The following is a 19,686-nucleotide window of genomic DNA, read 5'->3' as shown; positions in this document are numbered from 1 at the left end:
TCTTCAGTTATTAGATAATTAGGACATCTGGATTGATAAGGCTTGGCGGTACCTCTCCAGTTAATCCTTTAATAAGATTCTCCACAGCAAGCTTTGCCATCTGATATCTTGTTTCCTTGGTCGCCGAACCTATATGCGGTAATGTAACCACATTTTTCATTTGAAGTAGTGGACTATCTTTAGAAATCGGCTCTTTTTCATAGACATCTAGACCGGCACCTAATATTTTTGTGGTTTGTAAAGCATGAATAAGTGCCATTTCATCAACAAGTTCTCCCCGAGATCCATTTAAGAAAATTGCTGTTTCTTTCATTAAGCTAAATTCCTTCTCACCAATTAATTTAACTGTTTCAGGAACTAAAGGTGCCATAACAAGTACAAAATCCGAAACTTTTAAAAGTTCTTCCAAAGAAGCAAAATTAGCGTTGAGATTTTTCTCCGCGTAAGATTGAGTAGAACGATTATGATAGACAATTTTCATTTTAAATCCATAATGTGCCCTTTCTGCAACTGCTAGGCCAATTCTTCCCATACCTATGATTCCTAGCGTTTTATGATGGACATCGACTCCAAATAAATGCTCACTAATATTTTCATTCCACTTGCCTAATTTCACAAATTGATCCAATTCACAAATTCTTCTAGAAGTAGATAACAACAATCCAAACACCATGTCTGCAACTGTATCTGTTAATACATCCGGAGTATTCGTTGCCATAATGCCTCTTTTTGTCAGCTCTTCTATATCCAAGTTGTCATACCCGACCGACATATTAGCTACAATTTTTAATCGAGGTGCTTGAACTAGAAGCTGCTGATCAACCCTTAATTTTGATCCAATAATACCCTCTACACGCTGTAAATCACTATAAAAAGAATCAACCATTTCGGAATTTAACTGGTGCTGATGAACGATAAAGTAATTTTTCAATTGTTCTAGCAAATCATGTGGAATAGATTTATATAAAATGATTTCTCGTTTCATAGCATCCCCCTAAAAATCCGCCTTTTGGTATATGATATATCAGATTTGGCGGAACTACAATATGATTATGAATATTATAATCTTTTCACTGACGTATTTCTGCTTCATACTTTCACATGAACAAAAAAAGAGATGTCTCCCATCGTATAGATCGAGAAACATACCTTAGAATAAGAATACTTGCACTTAGGCTTAATACAAGTAATATAAAAAAACAATCCGAACTAAATTCAAATTTCCAAGTTAAAATTCGAATGAGTTCGGATTGTTTACTTTTGTATCCTTATTTATCTGTATTACTTTAGCATTTAGATCCCAGCATTTTCCTTATCTAACTTTCTTGCACTACTTCAGCAGGATCTTGACGTTGATAATTCTTTGCCATATCCACGGCACTTTCTGCTTCAATATATCCCCATATATCATCAAGTGTTGGATGAGATGTCGCTTTTAGGATGCTCTTTATATCATTTGGACTGAGATTCGGATTGGCTTCCAGCATGAGGGCGATAATCCCTGCACAAATTGGTGTCGCCATTGATGTGCCCGACAATTGGATATAATTCTCATCAACAACCATCTCCGGGATTTGAGATTCCAACGCTGATCCCGGTGCTAACAAGGAGATAATATTTGTACCTGGAGCGTATACATCCGGTTTTACCAGCGTATCAATCGTAGGTCCTCTACTCGAATAATCTGCTATTGCATCATCCGTCCGATCTAATGTATCCTGATCATCCGTTGATCCAACCGTAATGATAAACGGGTCAATGGCCGGGGTACTAATCGATGATGCGGCAGGACCATCGTTTCCAGCAGCAGCACACACTACAATTCCTTGATGCCACGCAGATTGGGCAGCTAGTGATAATGGATCATCCCTGAAAGATTCATAAGCAGGCGCTCCAAGTGAAAGCGAAATAATCCGTATATTATGTTCGTCTTTATGATCGACACACCATTCCAAACCTTCAATAATCGTGGATAATCTTCCGCTTCCTTGCTCATCTAAAACCTTTATTCCAATAATAGAGGCTTCTGGTGCTGGGCCAATATACTTTCCATTAGAGAGACTCCCATTTCCTGCCGCATCACCAGCACAATGTGTTCCATGTCCATTATCATCATAAGGTTCGCTTTCTCCGTTTATAAAATCTTGAAAAGCTATAATTCTATTAGTAGGGTCCGTCAAGTCAGCATGTGCATGGACGCCAGTATCGATTACTGCAATCGTAACGTCTTTTCCAGTTAATCCAAGCTGTTCTTGAACGTTGACAGCTCCTGTTTGTTCACTGGCAATATCTAAGAAGGCAGTTACAACCCGATCATAAAAAATCCGATCGACTGCTTCATGGTCTATAATCTGTTGTATTCTATCAGGTGTTAAATATCCCTTCATCCCATTTATACTGCGTAGTTCACTATGGAGCTTGTTATGGGAGTCAACATTACATACTTTTAAGAGGTCATCTTTTTTGTCTCTTTCACAACCCTTTTTCAAATAAACGATAAGGGGGATTTCATTGTTGCCAGTTTCGTTCTTGTCTACTTTTCGAGAATTCCGTAATTGTTCCACTAAGCCAGGGTCAAGTTTACGTTCTGCTTGTTCAAACCATACTTTTTTCCTGTTGCTCATGTTTACTCCTCCTCGATTATTTTTTGTTTGTACACTAATAGATTACCAAGGACTAGTAATGGAAACAATCGGACAAGATGACTATTTTTTTGAAAATTTAAATAGTATAGTAGTTTTGATTATAGGTAGATATTAATTGGGTTTATACGAAGTTGGAATTTAGTTCTCAATAAAAAAACAGCTAGCTAGCCTCATCGAATGAAAATTCAAATGGAGGTATGAACAATCATAGGAACTTACGCTGAACATGAAAATCACAATAGAAAGTAGTATACACTTTTCCCCTTCGATTACTAAACAATTTCACATGATCGATACTAGGAAGTTTGCGTAATACGGAGAACTATTTGAACCATCCCTTTTCTTTTATTCTAGAGATAGCTTCAATACGGTTGCTGACATTCAATTTGTCCATGATTGTTGAAACATAATTCCGAACGGTACCATTTGTTAAATAAAGCTGTCCTGCAATCTCTTTCGTCGTCTTCCCATCAGCAATGAGTTTAAGCACTTGCTCCTCACGCTCTGTCAGTGGATTTCCTTCTTCATAGGCCATATCAATTAATTCTGGCGCATACACCTTGCGTCCAGTCATAATAGCACGTATAGAATTTGCTAGTTCTTCACTAGGACTGTCTTTTAACAAATAACCGCTCACATTCGCTTTACGCGCTCGTTCAAAATATCCCGTACGAGCGAAAGTAGTTAAGACAATCACTTTACAATCATCATCTTTTAGTACTTCGGCTGCGTCTAGTCCAGTCTTCACTGGCATTTCTATGTCCATGATACACACATCAGGCTTCCATTTTTCAACTAAGCTTAATACCTCTTCCCCATTCTTCGCTTTCCCTACCACTTCCATATCCTCTTCCATACTAAGAAGAGTGCCCAATGCTCCAAGCAACAATTGTTGATCTTCTGCAATCACAATTCGAATCAATTCGACTCCTCCTGTTCCTTTTGTTGAATTACACGCGGCACTTGGATGGTAAGGATTGTTGTGCTCTCATTTGTAGCATCAAAGGATAAACTTCCATTAACGAATCCCAACCGTTCTTTCATTCCAAGAATTCCATTTCCTTTAAACGTATGGTTATCCTGAATACCTACACCGTTATCTATAACACGAATGGTCCATTTATCTGGTGTTTGCTTCATCACTATTTCACACTTTGTTGCTTCACTATGTTTCACCACATTTGTTACTGCTTCTTTTAAACTCATACTTAGTACATTTTCTATGAGTAAAGGAGCATCCCAAAGCTTAAGATCATCTTCCACTTCACATGTTATTTCTGCTACTTCAAGAAGTTGGCGAACACGGATAAGCTCATCTTTTAATCTTGTTCCTTTCATTCCAGAAACGAGTTCACGAACTTCTTTCAGTGCTGTCCTAGCAGTTTGATGAATATCCGCCAATTCATTCTTCGCTGACTCAGGATTTGCGTCTACTAATTTCCCTGCAAGTTCACTTTTCAACCCCATTAGCGAAAGCTTTTGTCCCAACGTATCATGCAAGTCTCGAGCAATGCGCTCACGTTCTTCTAGCACAATCAGTTGAGCAATTTTCTGATTCGCATCCTCTAGCTGATTTTCTAATTTCTCTCGTTTATTTCGATTATACATAGTAAATGGCAATAAAATCACACCAATAATACAAATAATAATAAACGGCCATTGATTATAAAAGATCTCTTCTTGAATGAAAAAACCAATTGTTACTGCTGCTAAGGTAGTGACGAGATGAACGACATACAGTGAAATAAAACCAGCCTTATTCTGTATATTCCCTATAAAGAAAGCGAGAAATAATGCAAAATATACATATCCAAAATATAGAGTCACGCCAACACTAATAATGATTTCAATACCCACAGATACATAGACGGTCCAGCCTTTTTTTATAAACGCCAATCGATAAGTGGTAAAGAATAAGACAATCATGATAACTCCAGCAACGATCTCAACTAACGAAGAGGAGCGAAGAATAAAATAAAATGGAAGTAGACAAAATGCGATCCACGCAAAAAGACTAAGCCCCGTATTTTTCGGGAAAAGATGATACCAATGTTGCATTCCAATCTCTCCTCTATCATTGCTTGTTTTGCTAAGTATAACAAAAACCCTTCATATGTGTTATAAAGGGTTTCGATTCTAACCTATTCAATTTTTTCTAGCCCCTAATAATCTAGATAAAGAGAATGTTATTTTTGCAAACTGGTTCTGCTTGACTTTAATTGCTGCATTAATTTCTTCTCATTGTCCATCTGCTTAAATTCCTTAAAAGAAACAAACGACTTACTTTTTTCATCATACAAACGGAAGCGTAGTGACTGTAAACTCGTCAATAACGTGATTGTTGTTGCTTTGTGCAATGGCGGTGTTGACTCATGTGCTTTCTCCAAGTGGTAGTTTGGAACCCTTGGGCTTAAATGGTGCACATGATGATAACCAATACTTCCTGTTATCCACTCAATCACCTTAGGAAGCTTATAATAAGAACTTCCATCAACTGCTGCTTTTACATAATCCCATTCATCTTCATTTTCAAAGTAAGAGTCTTCAAACTGATGTTGCACATAGAACAACCAGATTCCTGCAGCTCCTGCAACAAATAAAATTGGTAATTGGACGACCAAAAACGCTTGCCAGCCAATCGCCCAAATCAATAAACCATAAATAGCTAAAATGGAAACATTGATTAGATATGTATTCCAGCGCTCTTTACGTTTGGGGCCTTTTCGATTAAATCGGTTTGAAATCAAGAATAGATATGCCGGACCTAATCCAAACATAATAATTGGATTACGGTAAAGTCTGTATGCAAGTCTGCCCCAAAAGGAAGCATTTGCATACTCATCCACAGTCATTACCCACACATCACCTGTTCCACGTTTATCTAGATTACTACTTGTAGCATGGTGAATAGCATGAGCCCGTTTCCATTTTTCAAAAGCAAAGTGCGTGATAATTCCAGTAATCGTACCAACGATTCTGTTCGCTTTGGCATTTTTAAAAAATGACATATGCGTACAATCATGGAAAATGATAAAGATACGTACAACAAAACCTGCTGCAACAACCGATACTGCTAAAGATAGCCAAATGGATACCGATAAACTCTGGTACGCAAGAAACCATAACAAAAAGAACGGCAATATAGAATTGATTAATTGAATAATGCTCGTCCTTGTATCTGACTTAGCAAAGACAGAAACACTTTTTCTTAATTGTGCTTGTTTTTGTTTACTCATGCTTTTCCTCCTCTAACAGGTTACATATTAGTACTATTCTATACTTCGGATAAAGTTTTCATAAGTCATAAACGTCATGGAATGATATGACATTTGTCATATTGGGTTTAGAGCGGAGATTACTTTTCGGGTTTGAGTGAGCGAAAGGTGATCGTTTTCTAGTTTGGATTGCCCAGGTCAAGATGCAATGTTATCAGGTTAATTAGGAAATGACAGGATCAAACTAAACCTTATTGATTAACGACAAGATGTTGTGAATTTACATTTTGGGAAAAACCAAACTTGTGAACCAATTAGAGATCATCCTATTTTAATGATTAAAGCCACTTCTTGCGTAGAAAAATTAAAAACCTCCATATAATTACTGTCACACTTATTAGTGTGCTCAATAATTATACGGAGATTATGATGAACGTGGTAAAAATGCGCAAACCTATATGGATACACATTTTCCTTAAAGCCACAGACCCTGATTCATGAAACAAATAGGAGTAAAAGTATAATTTTATAGTTTTCTGTTCAAAATCCACTTAATTATGAAATCTAGTGAGACAATAATCCCGTTCTCTTCCAAATTGAGGAATTTCATCATAGTTATTTACCTCTGTGAAAGATGCAAATTCTTTTATTGGACTATCTGTTTCAAATCACTTAGTTAATCTAATTCAACACTTGTGTTATACTCAGGAAATTTATTACCTTCCTGTTAGAGGAATCTCATCATAATCCTCGACATCCAATTCATAGACTTCATCCGTTGCAAGACTATTTAAAATTCCGTATAACCCTTCTTCAACAGCTTTAGTCAATTGTCCCATTTTCTTTTGACCAAAACTTTGCGTCTGTCCGGTAACTTCAAATAATACAGCACCACTTCCATTTAGCGCAAACGTACCAAGTGCAGTACCTGGTAAATCTAAGCCCTGTGAATAAAGCGAAATATTGCCAAATGGGGAATTCCCCATTTGCTGTAATGCATTATATGCAGCAACATTCAATTGTTTGGAAAAATCTTCATTATAAACGTCCGCATACTCGCTATATTTTTCCCCTTCTGGTGTACTAGGGTGGGGTACAAATACACCCGATAGAGATAATGTAACTGGAATATCTGTACCATCAATTACATATTCCCCTTGATGATGTAGGTCTATAAATACATCAACTTTACCACATTGTGCTTGCAAATCCTTATAAACATCTCGAATTATCTGAGCTTCTGGAGTAATAAACCACCCTGGTTCTGAAGAATTGTTTGGGAAATCTTCAAATTGTGGTACATAGTTCAAATTCGGATTAAAGTCTCGATTTACATCAAATCCAGGATTTGAAGCATAATCCCAATATTGGTTAGTGTAAGTATAATAATTCCAAGATGGCTCTGCACCTTCCAATTGTGGAAACTGATTAATTACCTCATCCCAATCCAATTCATTACCACGACGATTTAATTCAGAACCATCAGGATTGACCATAGGCATCGCTACAATTGTCACCTCTTCTCTAAGTTGCCTCATTTCTGGAGAGTTATTTTTACCTATCTTTTTAATCATATTTAACAATGCTTTTGTGCCTACTTTTTCATTTCCATGAATCTCACTTTGAATTAAAACAACTTTATCACCTGAACCAACTGTCGCCTTATAAATTTCACGATTGTGATTAGAATAACCAACAACATCTACTTCCACATTACCATTGCTTGTTCTTTCAATTTGATTAAGTTCTCTTGTTAATTCATCATGACTAATAAAACCCGAAACAGGCGGCATGTTAATCTCTGCCGCCTCTGAAACAACTGGTGAACCAGCAAACGGTGTTAACATCCCTGCACCTAACAAAATAGAACCACTCAACAATGCAATCTGTCCTATACGTTTCATCTTATCCCTCCACATTTTTAGTTTATATGTAGAATTATTCCTTCTACATATACCAATTTCCTTCAAATAAATTAAAAATGAATCTATAATACTTTATTTTTTTCTAAAAATTAAGTCATTTACCCCAACACTTATCTTTAATTAGGATTATTGATCCTTTTTGTCAGGACTAGATATTACATATAAAATAAATTGAGGTATTGTTAATATGAACCAACTAACTCCCAGTATTTTTAACTACGACCTATCTCATATTTTTTGTTACAGCAATTTTATACTCCGGTAAACCTACCTTTATAACAATGATATATAATACAATTAAACCAACTATAAGGAGGAGAAGTAATTGCAAAACATCCAAAAAAGAACTTTGCTGACAGTCGTCTTAGTACTTGCATCTGTATTGTTGTTTATTCAACCGGTAGCCAATTTGATTGTGAATGCATCCTCAGGGGATGGATCCGTCTCATCTCCGTACACAGTCTCACAAGCCATTGAGAATCAAGATAATTCTTCTAAAACAGTGGAAGGTTATATTGTCGGCCAACCAGTCTCCACAACTTCAGTCATCACGAGCAATTTTCCAAATAATTACGCTTTTGCTTTAGCTGACAACCCCTCAGAAACAAACATAGAAGAAATGATTTATGTTCAAATACCATCTTCATTTCGAACTTCATTTGGCTTACAATCGAATCCTTCCTTATTAGAAGAGAAAGTTAAAGTCACTGGGACACTGACCAACTACTTTGCACATTCTGGAATTAAAGATGGTACTGCTTTTGAACTACAGACGGACGACGAACAACCACCAGAAACAGATCCAGATCCTGAAACTCCATCACCAGACGGTTACTATGATGATGCAAATGGTAAAACAGGAGAACAATTAAAATCTGCTTTACATGACATCATTGATGATCATACTGAAATCTCCTATTCAAATGTTTGGGAAGCACTACGCGAAACAGATGAAGACCCAAATAACTCCAATAATGTACTTCTTCTTTATACTGGTCGTTCACAAGGTAAAAACGAAAACGGTGGAAATGCGGATGATTGGAATCGCGAACATGTTTGGGCAAAATCTCATGGAGACTTTGGTACGTCAATGGGACCTGGTACCGACCTCCATCATTTAAGACCAACAGATGCTTCTGTAAACAGTTCAAGAAGTAACCTCGATTTTGATGAAGGTGGCAATGAGCATACAGAGGCACCTGGAAACTACTATGACTCCGATTCCTGGGAACCAAGGGATAGCGTAAAAGGTGATGTGGCAAGAATGATTTTTTATATGGATGTACGATATGAAGGTGATAGCGGTGAACTCGATTTGGAATTAAATGATCGGGTCAATAATGGATCTGCACCATACCATGGCAAACTTTCGGTATTGCTGGAGTGGCACGAGGAAGATCCCGTTGATGATTTTGAAAGAAGAAGAAACGACATCATTTATAACGATTACCAGCATAATCGTAATCCATTTATTGATCGCCCGGAATGGGTGGGGAAGATTTGGGAATAACCTAAAAGATTTATTATACCTTTAATTGCAGTTGAACAATTCTAAGAAGTATTTTGTTAAAAAAACCTCACCAACTACAGGGCGAGGTTTTTTTGATGACTGTATTCAAGTAATGTATGTCTATGAAAGCATGTAGCTGTCTAGAACTCATTAAATTCCACTTTGTTTTAGAATCACATGTTTATCCCAATCCAACTAATCTATTAAGTTATTTTCCCATCCTTCAAGTAAAGTGTTGGTATTGGTGTGAGGTTTATTACCCCATCTTTCAAGTAAAAGATTCGCGTCACTATTGAGTCTGTTATAAGCTTCTTGTTCAATTAATCCGTTTTCTCGCTGACTATCAAGTAAAACTTTAAATCCATTCAAATGTTTAACCATTTTCTCACTATTATCTTGATTTTCATAGTTTTCTAGAGCAGCTAAATGGGTATCTACTAAACGAGCATCCCTTTCATTTTTAAATTGTCCCTCTTCTGTAAAGCGGACCATAACATCTCTCATGTCTGTTATATTGTCTGTCCAATACCTAGGAATTTCTGTAAGGAAATCATCTCCGTTCAAATTATCAATAGAACCATCAGCCATATGAGAAATAATTCCCCACAACCCATTTTCCACACGATCTACTAGGTCTTGATCATAACCAAATTGAGGTTGTTGACCAGGCATTTCGAAAAGTACAGTTGCCGTTCCATTAAGAGCAAATGCAGATCTGGCTTGTCCAGGAAAATCACGTTCTTGAAAGTGGATATATTGGGCTACACCAGGTTCCTCTTTATCTGAGAACTCCTTTACCCCAAGAGCTGCAGCTAATGCATAACGTTTTGATTTATCCTGATCCAACAATGGATACTCATTGTATTTTGTGCTATCTTCTGGTCCTAATGGTGGGTAATCTATTGCAATTGTAACGTCTTCCCCTGTTTGATTCATTACTGGGGTCCCCATGTGATGAAGATCAACATAAGCTTCTACTTGACCAAACTCCTCTTGCAAGTCCACATAATGATCTCTCAGTAATTGAGATTCCTTCGTTATGAAGAAACCAAAATCATTAGTGTGTCCAGGTAAATCTTCAGCTACTACTTCATAGTTCAAATCCGCATTAAAATCACGGTTCAGATCAAAGCCACCATTTCTCTCATTATAGTACCATGCGGGTGTAGCCCCTTCTAGATGTGGGTAAGTAGAAATAACTTCTTCCCAAGAGAAGATATTTTGTCTTTGAGGTATCTCCAGCCCATCAACATTATATCGTGGAATAGCCACTATAGTAACCTCATCACGAATAGATTGTGCGAATGAACTATCGCTAGTGCCAAGGTATTCTAATATTTCTACAAGTGCCTCTCCACCACTTTTTTCATTGCCGTGAATACTACCAGTGATTAATATCACTTGATCACCTGTACCAATACGTGCAGAAATTACTTCCTTTCCTTGTTCGCTATAACCAGATACATCAGTCTCTACTTTTCCATCACTAGCTTCTACAATTTCGCTTAGTCTTTCAAGAAATTCTTCATTGGTCATCCAATCTCTTTCAGTTTCAGCTGAAACTCCACTTACTGGAATCGATATTACCACTAAGACAATTACAAAGAACATAACTCTTTTCCAAATGTCATTTTTCACAATATACAGCCTCCTCGTAATATCCATTTACAATTTCCCAATGTTCTCGATAGTTGCAGAAAAGTAGTTTTACGATGAATCTATGACCCCTCTCTATGATTATTTTACATACTTCCAAAATTTTACTTTATTATAAGAAATATTCTTTCTAACTATTACTATTTCCTTCAAGCAAATTAAAAAATGAATCTAATCTACTCTATCACTTTTAAAACTTGAGGCCTCCTCCCTAACAAGTCTTCATAAATTAGGTTTATTGTTCCTATATATAAGAACTAGTTTTGCAGAACACGAAAGAATAGGCGTCACTTTTACTATTCTTACCACGCCTAAAAACAAAAAGATCCTGCTGAGATTTCATACGCATTCCTACAGGTACTCACTGATACAGTTTGATAAAAACGTCTAACTCTGCATAATCGCTAGGAATAAACCTTCTAACTCCCTCATATCCGTAGCATAATAGTGAAATTGCCTGCGTTGGCTTTGTACAAATAAAGAGAAAAGCTGTTGCAATATATTTGCAACAGCTTACTAAAAACCCTTTCTTTTGGCCCAAAACCTTTTTTAGAATACATCTACACTAGTTCATTGTGGAGATTTTTTAAACATTATCATTTAACTTGAGGTCTATTAACTAAGCCAAGTAATTTACTCACGGTTAAAAATTTATCTAGTGTATTCTCAGACTTCTAATGTACTTAATCGCAAAAACTAGTTTTACTTCAAATACCGATACTTTAATAAACTATTCAACATATTAATGTCCTCTATTAGTTTCTTTCCCATATTGGTTTCTGAAATCTTTTTTCTCTCTAACTCTTCATCAACTAATCGCTTTACTGATAGCACATCATTACCATTTCGCAAAACATCTTCCTTTGAGTTAAAATGCTGATGAGCAACCAATTGCATACCGAACGAATTATATAATAACGTATAGCCTGCAATGCCTGTTGTTGGCTGATAAGCCTTTGAAAAACCTCCATCAATGACAATCATCTTGCCATTTGCTTTGATTGGATTTTCTCCCTCAATCTCTTTGACTGGTGTATGACCATTGATAATATGGCCTTGATCTGGATCAAGATCAAATCCTTCTAAAATCATCCGGCAAGTTTCCTCTTTTTCTCGCAAATAATAATATGGGTTCTTTCTCTCTTTGTGCAACTCCTTATCCTTAATAAAGTATCTTTCAAAGGTGGTCATTTCCCTTTTTCCAAAAAGGGAGGAATACTCTCCAGCCCATAAATACCAAACCATATCCGTTGCAAGATCATCGGTTTCTTCACGGCTAGAAAAAGCGTGTCGTAAATAGTTTTCGAAAATATCGAGTAACTCCCGACCTGCATACGTTTTATTTTCAATAAACATCTTTTCCATATTTCCATTCTCATCTATTGGTATGCAGCCATGTATTAATAAATTTCCGTTGTATCTTAAATAAAGTGTGCCTTTTTTCATTAAAAATTCCATATGCCTTGCTAGTTTTTCTGAATGCTGGACAGAAAATAATAATTTATCCATTACTTGTTTCTCTTCTTCCAGCAATTCATCAGGCTGGTCTGGATTAACGGTTGCAAAGCAGGTATTTTCCAATGGATATGTCTTTCCATCAATCGTAATTTTATTGTTTTCATAATCGACCTTTTCTAGTAAAAGCCTTTTCGACATATTAAAGTATGGACGTCGTTTTATGATTGGCATCTCAAGTTTAAACTGAATCATAGCAATTGCTTGATGTATCTTGGTAATTTGTGATTGTTCTTGTTCTGATAGTTTTTTATTCGAATGTCTTTTGGGTCTAAAAGCTGGGTTGTCCTTGTAGTACTTCTCTGCAAGATTCAAAAGTGGTCTAAGATTGATGCCATACACATCTTCAATAATATCCAAATTGTCATAACGTGCACAGATTCGGAGTATATTAGCTAGGCAAACCTTTGATCCTGAAAATGCACCAATCCAAAGCACATCATGATTTCCCCACTGAATATCCAAGGAATGATAATTGATGAGTGCTTCCATAATTTTATCTGGTTCCGGTCCCCGGTCATAAATATCCCCTACTACATGAAGGTGGTCAACAACTAATTGTTGAGTCGTATAGGCAAGATCTATAATAAGTTTATCCGCCTGACCAAGTGAAATTACTTTTTGGACAATCTTGGAATAGTAATGTTTTTTGTTTGTATATTCATCTGTTTTGTAAAGTAACTCTTCTATGATATATACAAATTGCTTCGGTAATGCTTTACGTAACTTAGTACGAGTGTACTTCGAAGATGCATAAGGGATAAGTCGAATCATTTGATCAATTGTTTTGGTATAGCATTCATTTAACTCCTGCTTATTGTCGAATTGATCCCGAATTAATTGCAGTTTTTCTTCTGGATAATAGATTAATGTTGCGAATTCATTTATTTCCTTCTCCGATAGTTCATGCTTAAAAATATCCCTGATTTTTTCCTTCACTTTGCCCGAACCATTTCTTAACACATGCTGAAATGCTTGGTACTCACCATGTAGATCACTTACAAAATGCTCCGTTCCTTTTGGTAAATTGAGGATGGCCTCCAGATTAATAATCTCCGTAACTACTTTTTCTTCACTATCATACTTCTGTGCCAATAAGTCTAAGAATTTCTCCTCCAACATGTCCATCCCCTTTTGACGATCATTTTATGTATAAAGTCCATTGCAACTACTATACCAAAAAGACTAGCAGAAATGAATTGCTAGTCTTTCAATTATCTGTATTTATTGTAATAGATTCCATTTCCACAATCCATGCTGCCGCACTTTCGAGTACTGCTTCGGATATGGTTGGATGTGGGGAAATCATGCTCTCTATTTCCTCTACTCTACCTTCTAGATGCATAAATGCAGTACCAGAGATTCACGCTTATATAGAGTTTTATAATTTAAAATTCTATATAAAAGGATAACCCTAAAGGCTATCCTTTCCACATCTTAATATCTACATTAACTCTTTAAATTTATTTACCACATTCTCAACTGTAAATCCATACTGCTCAATTACTTCATCTCCAGGAGCAGATGCTCCGAATGTATCAATACTCATTACATCACCTTTGCTGCCCGCATATTCTCTCCAGCCCACTTTAGAGCCCATTTCAACGGTTAAACGTTTATGCAAGTTCTTTGGCAAAATACTTTCTTGATATTCAACTGATTGTTTTTCAAACAAATCCCAAGATGGCATACTTACCACATTCACATGAATCCCTTCTGCGGATAAACGAGCTTGAGCATCAATAGATAAAGAAACTTCGGAACCAGCTGCAATAAGAATGCCCTCAGCTTTACCTTTAGCCTTCGATACTATATAAGCTCCTTTACGAACACCTTCAATTGCCGATTTCTCTGTTTCATTTAATGTAGGTAGACCTTGTCTTCCTAATACGAGCATTGTTGGATGATCTTTTGATTCCACAGCTATTTTCCATGCTTCTCTTGTTTCGTTAGCATCAGCGGGACGAATAACAGAAATTCCTGGCATTGCTCGAAATGCTGCAAGATGTTCGACCGGTTGATGTGTAGGCCCATCTTGCCCAACTGCTATCGAATCATGTGTAAACACATAGATCACTGGTAATTCCATTAAGGAAGCTAGCCTAATTGCTGGGCGCAAGTAATCTGAAAAAACGAAGAAAGTACTAACAAAAGGTCGTAAATGATGTAATGCCATTCCATTAGCAATCGCTCCCATGGCAAACTCTCTCACACCAAATCGAACATTTCTACCAGAATAGTTATTACGATTAAAATCTACATAATCTTTTAATCTCGTTTTTGTTGATGAATCGAGATCAGCAGATCCACCAACTAATTCAGAAAGTTTACTAGCTAACGCATTTAATGTCTCACTTGATGCAACTCTTGTGGCAATAGTATCACCTACTGAATATGTTGGAAGTCCGTTATTCCATGCTTCAGGAAGCTCTCCAAAGATGATTCTTTTCAATTCCTTTGCTAATTTCGGATATTCATTTTGATATTCAACAAATAAGTCATTCCATTCTTGTTCTTGCTTAACACCATTTGCTTTTACACTACTAAAATCCTCATATACTTCTTCCGGCACATGGAATTCTTCGTGTTTCCAGTTATAAAATTCTTTCGTGCGTTCAATTTCTTCCTTACCTAAAGGATCGCTATGAGCATCACTTGTACCCTGTAAGGAAGGAGATCCATATCCAATAACCGTTTTCACTTCGATAATCGTGGGTCTACTTTCATCAGCCTTCGCTTGTTCTAAAGCGACTTGAACCGCTTCAATATCATTTCCATCTTGAACATATAAATATTGCCAATTAAAAGATTCAAACCTTTTTTTAATATCCTCAGAAAAAGACAACCCGAGTCCACCATCTAAGCTAATATCATTTGAATCATACATTACAATTAACCGCCCGAGATTCAAGTGACCAGCTAATGATGCAGCTTCATAAGATACACCTTCCATTAGATCACCATCTCCACAAATAGTATAAGTGTAATGGTCGACAACAGGGAAATCCTTTCTATTATATGTTTCAGCCAAATGTCTTTCCGCCAATGCCATTCCAACGCTTACTGGAATTCCTTGCCCAAGTGGTCCTGTCGTTGCTTCCACTCCTGAAGTTATCCCATACTCCGGATGTCCAGGTGTTTTACTTCCCCATTGTCTTGTATTCTTTAAATCTTCAATCGTTACATCAAACCCAGAAAGATGAAGCAAATTATACAATAGGTTTGATCCATGTCCTGCGGATAAAACAAATCTATCACGATTAAACCAATTCGGATTTTCAGGGTTAATATTCAACACATTTTTCCAGAGACTATATGCCATAGATGCTGCACCCATTGGCATTCCTGGATGACCATGCTGTGCTTGTTCTACACTATCAATGGTTAATGTACGTATGGTGTTAATCGATAGATCAGAAATTGTCGAACTCCTTGTCGTCATACAAGAAACCTCCTATATTATCAAGACCATTACCTCATTGGTAAATTTTAAATAAAATGGATTAGGTAATCTTATTTTGCTTCATCTTTTTTCTTTTTAATTGGTATTAACATTAATACAATAATTACAATTAAACTTACTGTAATAGCAATAGGTCCAGCATAATTAGCCAAGGAACCAAAGAATATACCAGTTACACCAAAGTCAGCATCTGAAAATGTCGTATTAGCAAAACCTAGATCACCAAGTACTGGCATTAGGAACACTGGCAGGAATGAAATAATTATCCCATTCACAAAGGCTCCAGTAATAGCACCTTTAAATCCTCCTGTCGCATTACCAAATACTCCTGCGGCAGCTCCTGTGAAAAAGTGAGGTACTACACCTGGAAGAATGATAATACCTCCAGTAAAAATCATAATAAACATACTAAATATCCCACCAACAAAACTTGCAAAGAAACCAATTAACACTGCATTTGGCGCATACGTAAAAACAATTGGTACATCAAGTGCTGGTTTCGCATTCGGTACCAGCTTAGTAGAAATCCCTTTAAAAGCAGGTACGATTTCTGCTAGAACTAATCGTACTCCTGATAGGATGATAAATACTCCTGCTGCAAAACTACCAGCTTGAATTAATGAGAATACCAGGAAGTTCGTGCCTCCACTTAATTCACTCTCGATGAATGAAGGTCCTGCAAAGAGCGCTACAATTACATACATTAGAATCATTGTTAAAGCTATACTAACTGTACTATCACGTAAAAACCCTAAGCCTTTAGGAAAGTTAATATTCTCAGTAGAATTTTCCTTACTTCCTTTAAAAAGTTTACCTACTAATCCACTCGCAGCATAACCTACAGCACTAAAGTGACCAAGCGCTACATTATCATTTCCTGTTAATTGACGCATAAATGGCTGAAGAATAGCTGGTGACAATGTCATCACAATACCAAGAGCAACAGACCCTGCAGCAATTAATCCAATTGTATCGAACCCTGCTACAGCCATAATTACAGCTAGCATCGCCGCAAGATAAAGTGTATGATGCCCAGTCAAGAAAATATATTTGAAACGCGTGAATCGAGCTATTAGAATATTGACAATCATCCCAAAGAACATGATTAAAGCAGTGTTTCTTCCAAATTCAGATAATGCTAAAGCAACGATTGCTTCATTATTCGGTACAACCCCACTAACATTAAACGCTTCTTCAAACATTGCACCAAAAGGAACCAGTGAAGTTTCTAAGATACCTGCCCCGGCTGAAATTACAAGAAAACCTACAAAAGTTTTCGTTGTTCCTTTGATGGTATCAGGCATGTTCTTTCTTTGTGCAATTAAACCAATTAAAGCAATAAGTGCTACTAAAATAGCTGGTTCACTCAAAATATCAATTAAGACTTGCATTGCTTTCCCCCCTTTTTTAATTCTCTACTGTTAAACCAATCCTTTTTCTTCCACTACTTGTTTTACTTTTGTTCGCAATTCATCCATATCAATGATGCTATCCATTACAACCACTTCCCCTAAATGTGCTCCTCCTTCAGCAATATCTCTTGCAAGGAAAAATACATCAGCATCTCCCGGCGCTGCCGAACTTAAATCAGAATGAGAAACTTCAACACCTGTTACTCCTAGTTCATTTAAAATTTGATTGATATTCATCTCTACCATAAAACTCGTTCCTAAACCTGAACCACATACCGCTAAAAATTTCATTATTGATTCTCTCCTTTTTTAATAATTTCAATGACCTGCTCTGCTGTTTCAGCTGATTTTAAAGATTCTAGTAAATCATTATCACCTAGAATTTTTGTTAACTGTGCGAGGGCCTTTAGATGCGCTTCACTATCTATTGCAGCTAAACAAATAAAAATATCAATTCTATGTTCTTCCTGATCTAAAAGTAAAACTGGTGATTTTGTTCTAAGGAAGGACATCCCTAGCTGATTCACACCATTTTCCGGTCTAGCATGTGGAATAGCGACCCCTTTTCCAATGTGAATATACGTACCGACTTCTTCTACTTTTTTTATCATCGCATCCACATACTGCAGCTGTATTTTATTGGATTCTACCAATGGTTGTGATGATTTAGTAATTGCATTTCTCCAATCCAATTTTTCCTCTGTAAAATGGATTGTTTCTTTTGTTAATAACTCTGATAACATTGGTTTGTCCATCCCCTTGATTTTGTTTTGTGCATAAAATAAATGAACTATTTCGGAATATAGCTTATGTTCATCTTTTACCTCAGAATGTTTCTTAATTAGCTCCATTAATTGCTCCACTGAGACATTTCGTTCATTCAACCTTGGAAATTGTTGTATTACCGATCGAATTAAATAATTCTTTTCCACATCTGATAGTAATGGCTTAACCATGAAGACTGGCTTTACGGAAGTAACAGGAACCGTTGAAAATACAACATCATAGGTGTTCGTTGGTATATCTTCCAACCTATCACGATTACTTACTCTCCATAACCGTATATCAGGAAACAGTTCCCTTAATTGCGCCTCTAACATGATGGACGAGCTTACTCCATTCGAACAGATAATTAATCCAGTAATTTTCTCTGAATTTATCTTTTTACCTTTATCCAAAAATCCACCAAAAAGTATAGTGAAAAATCCAATTTCATCTTCGCTAATTTCTTTGCCCGTCCAAAGCGTCAATGGAGATAACGATCGCTTTACAAACTGAAAAAGTTCTTTATACTCCGTCTGTATTCTCTCTGTTAATGGATTAAACAATGGAATCTCAAATGAAATTCTAAAAAATGCTGGAACTAAATGATTATATAGACTTTGCTTTAGAAACGCTTTATTTTCAATTGGTAGTAACGTATTTTTTTCAAATTCGTCGATAATCTGTCCTGCTAATACTTCTAATGCAGGATTTTCAGATATTGGAACCACGTGGAGGGTCATTAATAGCTGTATCGTTACAAAATAACTTTCCTCCTCACCCCCTCCAGGAAATAATTTTCTCGATAACGCTTTACCGTGCTTAAACATACTCTGACCTTCAAGCATTTGTTTTTCTAAGCCCTTAAAAATTAACTCCTTTTTCACAAGACGAACTTTTATTAGAGTAAGGTAGATAATCATCTCTGTTTTTCTGCTTTTAACTAACGATAGCTCTTTAGAATCCAAATACTGATCAATAATCTGCTGTGTTTCTACAAGAACTTCTTCCATGCCCCAAGACTTGAGTGCTAAGATAATTATTTTTTTCCCAAGCGGTTGTGACAGTAAATGATTAACACAATAGATTGCTAACCTCCGCTTGTCTAATTCATTACCAACAAAATGATATCCATCCAGACGAGTATAAATAAAATCAACATGCCACCGCTTACTAATTTCTTTTAACCTTTTTACGTCGTTAAGAGCTGTATTCTTACTAACCCCGAGTAACAACTGAATATGGTAATTAGATATAGGTTCTCTTCTAATAAATGTGTACAAATAGATCAAGTACGATCTATCCTGTTCAGAAATAATGAACTGATTAGCATTAAAATCCAAATTGTTAGTCTTAAATAGAGTCTTTAACTGTTTCTTTATAATAATGACCTGGTTCGATACTGTAATTGCTGGTAAATCATTGGACGTCAATATCTCGTTCACTTTCTCCAAGTCATACATCAACTGTCGTTCCGTTAAGTTTAACTGTATTAATATCTCTTGCTTTGTTATTTTGTCATGTTTTATCAATTCTTCTAATAACTTATAAGATCGTTGATCAAACAATGGGTACCCTCCAAA

At 36.4% G+C, this 19,686-nt stretch carries 13 protein-coding genes; 1 reads left to right on the top strand and 12 read right to left on the bottom strand.

Annotated elements, in window-relative coordinates; genetic code table 11:
• Positions 1-10: 10 nt before the first annotated feature.
• The 6 genes from ABC346_RS07530 to ABC346_RS07505 all read right to left on the bottom strand — a co-directional run bounded on the left by ABC346_RS07530 (position 11) and on the right by ABC346_RS07505 (position 7,764).
• Positions 11-985 carry a 2-hydroxyacid dehydrogenase gene (locus tag ABC346_RS07530; protein ID WP_413234266.1) on the bottom strand — a complete coding sequence of 325 codons (975 nt, stop codon included), beginning with the start codon at positions 983-985 and terminating at the stop codon, positions 11-13.
• A gap of 331 nt (positions 986-1,316) precedes the next feature.
• Positions 1,317-2,624, bottom strand: a complete 1,308-nt coding sequence (locus ABC346_RS07525; protein WP_413234265.1) for a S8 family peptidase — start codon at positions 2,622-2,624, stop codon at positions 1,317-1,319.
• 343 nt (positions 2,625-2,967) lie between these two features.
• Positions 2,968-3,567 (bottom strand): response regulator, encoded by a 600-nt coding sequence (locus tag ABC346_RS07520; RefSeq protein WP_413234264.1) that lies wholly within the window; start codon positions 3,565-3,567, stop codon positions 2,968-2,970.
• The gene (locus ABC346_RS07515; protein WP_413234263.1) at positions 3,564-4,703 is read right to left on the bottom strand and encodes a sensor histidine kinase; all 1,140 of its coding nucleotides are present in this window, start codon (positions 4,701-4,703) and stop codon (positions 3,564-3,566) included. The genes ABC346_RS07520 and ABC346_RS07515 overlap by 4 nt, the downstream gene beginning before the upstream one ends.
• A gap of 128 nt (positions 4,704-4,831) precedes the next feature.
• Positions 4,832-5,881: a Delta(5) desaturase DesA gene (gene desA, locus ABC346_RS07510; RefSeq protein WP_413234262.1), complete on the bottom strand. Its 1,050-nt coding sequence runs from the start codon at positions 5,879-5,881 to the stop codon at positions 4,832-4,834.
• 695 nt (positions 5,882-6,576) lie between these two features.
• Positions 6,577-7,764 carry a M14 family zinc carboxypeptidase gene (locus ABC346_RS07505; RefSeq protein ID WP_413234261.1) on the bottom strand — a complete coding sequence of 396 codons (1,188 nt, stop codon included), beginning with the start codon at positions 7,762-7,764 and terminating at the stop codon, positions 6,577-6,579.
• A 346-nt stretch (positions 7,765-8,110) separates the two neighbouring features.
• Here ABC346_RS07505 and ABC346_RS07500 point away from each other — a divergent pair, with 346 nt between their 5' ends.
• On the top strand, positions 8,111-9,295 hold the full coding sequence (locus ABC346_RS07500; protein WP_413234260.1) for an endonuclease: 1,185 nt from the start codon (positions 8,111-8,113) through the stop codon (positions 9,293-9,295).
• A 195-nt stretch (positions 9,296-9,490) separates the two neighbouring features.
• On the opposite strand, the gene ABC346_RS07495 is transcribed toward ABC346_RS07500, so the two are convergent.
• The 6 genes from ABC346_RS07495 to ABC346_RS07470 form a co-directional block, all read right to left on the bottom strand.
• Positions 9,491-10,933: an FIMAH domain-containing protein gene (locus ABC346_RS07495; RefSeq protein WP_413234259.1), complete on the bottom strand. Its 1,443-nt coding sequence runs from the start codon at positions 10,931-10,933 to the stop codon at positions 9,491-9,493.
• A 720-nt stretch (positions 10,934-11,653) separates the two neighbouring features.
• Positions 11,654-13,585: a fructose-1,6-bisphosphatase gene (locus ABC346_RS07490; protein ID WP_413236528.1), complete on the bottom strand. Its 1,932-nt coding sequence runs from the start codon at positions 13,583-13,585 to the stop codon at positions 11,654-11,656.
• A 325-nt stretch (positions 13,586-13,910) separates the two neighbouring features.
• Positions 13,911-15,908, bottom strand: coding sequence for a transketolase (gene tkt / locus ABC346_RS07485; protein ID WP_413234258.1), 1,998 nt, complete (start codon positions 15,906-15,908; stop codon positions 13,911-13,913).
• A 71-nt stretch (positions 15,909-15,979) separates the two neighbouring features.
• Positions 15,980-17,320 carry a PTS ascorbate transporter subunit IIC gene (gene ulaA, locus ABC346_RS07480; protein WP_413234257.1) on the bottom strand — a complete coding sequence of 447 codons (1,341 nt, stop codon included), beginning with the start codon at positions 17,318-17,320 and terminating at the stop codon, positions 15,980-15,982.
• 30 nt (positions 17,321-17,350) lie between these two features.
• A complete protein-coding gene (locus ABC346_RS07475; protein WP_413234256.1) occupies positions 17,351-17,632 on the bottom strand; it encodes a PTS sugar transporter subunit IIB in 282 nt (93 codons plus the stop codon).
• Positions 17,632-19,671: a BglG family transcription antiterminator gene (locus ABC346_RS07470; protein WP_413234255.1), complete on the bottom strand. Its 2,040-nt coding sequence runs from the start codon at positions 19,669-19,671 to the stop codon at positions 17,632-17,634. The genes ABC346_RS07475 and ABC346_RS07470 overlap by 1 nt, the downstream gene beginning before the upstream one ends.
• Positions 19,672-19,686: the final 15 nt, after the last annotated feature.

The sequence above is a fragment of the Oceanobacillus phoenicis genome (genome assembly GCF_047238145.1).
In the GTDB taxonomy this organism is placed as follows: Bacteria; Bacillota; Bacilli; order Bacillales; family Amphibacillaceae; genus Oceanobacillus.
Note: the sequence above shows the minus strand (reverse complement) of the source record. Positions and strands in the feature narration are given on the sequence as shown.

Coding starts and splice junctions, on each gene's coding strand:
- ABC346_RS07505 (WP_413234261.1), bottom strand. CDS start 7,764: ATGAAACGTATAGGACAGATTGCATTGTTGAGTGGTTCTATTTTGTTA.
- desA (WP_413234262.1), bottom strand. CDS start 5,881: ATGAGTAAACAAAAACAAGCACAATTAAGAAAAAGTGTTTCTGTCTTT.
- tkt (WP_413234258.1), bottom strand. CDS start 15,908: ATGACGACAAGGAGTTCGACAATTTCTGATCTATCGATTAACACCATA.
- ABC346_RS07530 (WP_413234266.1), bottom strand. CDS start 985: ATGAAACGAGAAATCATTTTATATAAATCTATTCCACATGATTTGCTA.
- ABC346_RS07525 (WP_413234265.1), bottom strand. CDS start 2,624: ATGAGCAACAGGAAAAAAGTATGGTTTGAACAAGCAGAACGTAAACTT.
- ulaA (WP_413234257.1), bottom strand. CDS start 17,320: ATGCAAGTCTTAATTGATATTTTGAGTGAACCAGCTATTTTAGTAGCA.
- ABC346_RS07475 (WP_413234256.1), bottom strand. CDS start 17,632: ATGAAATTTTTAGCGGTATGTGGTTCAGGTTTAGGAACGAGTTTTATG.
- ABC346_RS07515 (WP_413234263.1), bottom strand. CDS start 4,703: ATGCAACATTGGTATCATCTTTTCCCGAAAAATACGGGGCTTAGTCTT.